Here is a 3,111-nt window from a genome sequence, read left to right as displayed (position 1 = left end):
GGCCCCGGGGGCGCTCCCCTTCGCCCCCGGCGGCGCCTCCGGGCGCTCGACGGTGTGCGTGAGCTCCACGACGGTGCGGTCGTCGCCGTCGGGGGCCGTGCGGACCACGACCGTGCCCACCGTCCCGGCCTCGTGCCAGGCGAGGCGCAGCGAATGCCCGGGGTCGCGGTCGAGGACGTGTCCGGACGCGCGGTCCGGAACCGTGAAGCCGGCTCCCGGCGTGGCGCATCCGGTCACCGGACCGAACCAGCGGGCGAGGCGCCGACGACGGGTCAGCGCCTCCCAGACTCCGGCAGGGTCCGTGGGACAGAACCGGCGCAGGACCAGACCGACCGGCAGCTCCGCGACCCCGGTGCCGGTGCCGACGCCGGAATCGGTGGGCGCACCGTGCGACCCGGGCAGGTCCGCGGCACACGGACGGACCTCGCGGTAGGTGGTCGTGAGCTGGTCGGCTATGTCGATCACGGCACGTCCCTTCGCAACACCTGGGGACCGGCAACGCCGGGGCGTCGTCGGGTCAGCCCGGAGGCCAGGACAGGTGCCTACCACCGAGAACGTGACAGTGCACGTGGAAGACGGTCTGATTCGCGTCGGCGCCGGTGTTGAACACCAGCCGGTAGCCGGAGTCGTCGACCCCGTCGGCCTTGGCGACCTCGCCGACCACGGCGAGCAGGTCGCCCGCCAGACCGGGGTCGGCCGCGGCCATCGCCGCGGCGTCGGGGTGGTGCTCCTTGGGGATGACCAGGACGTGCGTGGGGGCCTGCGGGTCGATGTCGCGGAACGCGAGCACGGTGTCGGTCTCGTACACCACGGTGGCGGGCACGGTGCGCTCGACGATCCGGCAGAACAGGCAGTCGGTGCTCACGGACTCACTGTAATGCGCCCGGGCCCGCGTGTCCGCGACATCGCGGTAATGGCGCCGTGTCCCGACTCACAGGACACGGACGGGTGAACGGTCACTTGCTCTTGTGGTACGCTTCCGCGACTTCGGAGGGAATGCGTCCCCGCTCCGAGATCTCGTACCCGTTCTCTTTCGCCCACGCCCGGATCGCCTTGTTCTGCTCACGATCGGCGGAGGACGAACGGGTGGCCTTCTGACCATTGCGGCGACCGCGTCCCGTCTGCCGCTTGCGGCCGCCCGCCTTGCGGGCGTGTTCGACGTACTGGGCGAGTGCGTCCCGCAGTTCTTCCGCGTTTTCCGAGGACAGGTCGATCTCGTACGTCACCCCGTCGAGGGCGAACTGGACGGTCTCCTCGGCCTCCGAGCCGTCGAGATCATCCACGAGCGAGACCAGAATCTGTTGTGCCACCGGTTCCTCCTGCTACGGGCCGCTCGGGCGGTGAATTGCGGTCTGTTCGGTCAGAAGTGTACCCGACCGCGCCCGGCCGGGAACACGCGGCATTGCGCGGGAGTGGTGATCGGGGAAAAAGGGTGTGCGCTCCCCGCCGCACGCCGGGAATGCGTGGTGCGACGGTGGGTCAACCATACGTATTCGTGCCTGGTGAGGGTGCCTCCACCGGCGCGGCGGGCGGTCCGTGTCGCAAGCGGAGGGTCGGAAACCGTTGCTGTGCCGGAACTTCCGGGGAGAAGGCGCCGTACTTCGGCGACGTCGGACGGGGCCCTCCGCCCGGGTCGGCTTTTCACCCGATTCGAGAAGGATCGCCGGATCGGGGCGGTCCGGGAATACCGCCGTCCGGTGGTGGCGGGGGTGTCCCGGGCTCGGGCAGGATGGTATTGCCCGGGTATTCGCCCACTCACCCGTCGGGACACGGGGACCGGAGGAGGACGACCGTGATTCACCCGCCCGAAACGCCGGAGGTGGTCACCGCGCTACGCGCCGACACGGCGGGCTGCGAGAGCGTCGTACATTTCAACAACGCGGGTTCCTCGTTGCCCCCGAAACGGGTGGTGGACCGGATGGTACGGCATCTCCGCACCGAGGAGAGGATCGGCGGTTACGAGGCGGCCGACGAGGTCTCCGCCGAACTCGACGACGTCCGCGGGACACTCGGTGCGCTCGTGGGTGCCGGGCCGGACGAGATCGCGGTCACCGACAGCGCCTCCCGTTCGTGGCTCTCGGTGTTCACCGCCCTCGGCTGGGCCGAGGGGGACCGCATTCTCACCGGCGCGGCCGAGTATTCGAGCAACGTCATCGCGATGCTGGATCTGGCGCACCACCGGGGCGTCCGGGTGGAGGTCGTGCCGAGCACCCCCGACGGCGAGATCGACGTCGACGCGCTCGCCGCGACGCTCGACGACGACGTGCGCATGGTGGCGGTCACCCACGCGCCCACCAACGGGGGCCTGCTGCAACCCGTCGAACGGATCGGTGCCGTGGTCGCGGACAGCCCCGCGTTCTACCTGGTCGACGCCTGTCAGAGCGTGGGCCAGGTGCCGATCGACCTGACGGCGATCGGTGCCGACGCGCTCTCCGCCACCGGCCGCAAGTACCTGCGCGCGCCGCGGGGGACGGGATTCCTCGCCGTCCGGCGGGGTGTGCTGGACACCCTGCACCCCGCACACCTGGACCTGACGTCCGCGCGGATCGTGGACGGATCGGTGCGCCCGCGGGACGACGCGCGGCGGTTCGAGCTGTTCGAGCACAACGTCGCCGCCGTGCTCGGCCTGGGGGAGGCGGCGCGCTACTACCGCGAGGTCGGCCCGGAGTGGGCACACGAGCGGATCACCGCGCTGGCCGAACACCTGCGCGCCGAGCTGGGCCGGATCCCGGGAATCACGGTGACCGACCTCGGCAGCCACCGTTCGGGCATCGTGTCGTTCTCCTCGGAGCGCGTTCCCGCCCCGGAGCTCGTGGACACCCTGCGCGAGCGTGGGGTGCACGTCAGTGTGTCCCGGGCACCGTCGACCCCCTGGGACATGGCCGACCGGCGGCTCGACGAACTCGTCCGCGCCTCGGTGCACTACTACAACACGTCGGACGAGATCGCGCGTCTGTGCGCGGAGCTCGAGGCGGCGGGGTGAGCGGCCGGGCGCCGACCCCCGATCACCGGTCCGGGGCGGTCGGCCGCCCCGGACCGAGGACCCGTTCCGCCAGCCGTGCCAGGCCGAGCAGGCCCCGGTCGGTGCCCGCGGGGCCGTCGAACTCCAGA

The 3,111-nt window shown here is 71.5% G+C and carries 4 protein-coding genes; 1 reads left to right on the top strand and 3 read right to left on the bottom strand.

The features are described 5' to 3' along the window. The 3 genes from ACTIR_RS22960 to ACTIR_RS0111795 form a co-directional block, all read right to left on the bottom strand. A partial coding sequence (locus tag ACTIR_RS22960; RefSeq protein ID WP_199285612.1) for an SRPBCC domain-containing protein occupies positions 1-465 on the bottom strand: 465 nt, incomplete at its 3' end. A gap of 52 nt (positions 466-517) precedes the next feature. Next, positions 518-865 (bottom strand): histidine triad nucleotide-binding protein, encoded by a 348-nt coding sequence (locus tag ACTIR_RS0111800; RefSeq protein ID WP_007026999.1) that lies wholly within the window; start codon positions 863-865, stop codon positions 518-520. A 91-nt stretch (positions 866-956) separates the two neighbouring features. Then, the gene (locus ACTIR_RS0111795; protein ID WP_007027000.1) at positions 957-1,310 is read right to left on the bottom strand and encodes a histone-like nucleoid-structuring protein Lsr2; all 354 of its coding nucleotides are present in this window, start codon (positions 1,308-1,310) and stop codon (positions 957-959) included. A 482-nt stretch (positions 1,311-1,792) separates the two neighbouring features. Between ACTIR_RS0111795 and ACTIR_RS0111790 the strand changes: the two genes are divergently transcribed. Then, positions 1,793-2,983: an aminotransferase class V-fold PLP-dependent enzyme gene (locus ACTIR_RS0111790; protein ID WP_026454446.1), complete on the top strand. Its 1,191-nt coding sequence runs from the start codon at positions 1,793-1,795 to the stop codon at positions 2,981-2,983. Positions 2,984-3,111 lie beyond the last annotated feature (128 nt).

The organism is Saccharomonospora iraqiensis subsp. iraqiensis, assembly GCF_000430445.1.
Taxonomy (GTDB): Bacteria; Actinomycetota; Actinomycetes; order Mycobacteriales; family Pseudonocardiaceae; genus Saccharomonospora; species Saccharomonospora iraqiensis.
This window is presented reverse-complemented; position numbering and strand designations above follow the sequence as displayed.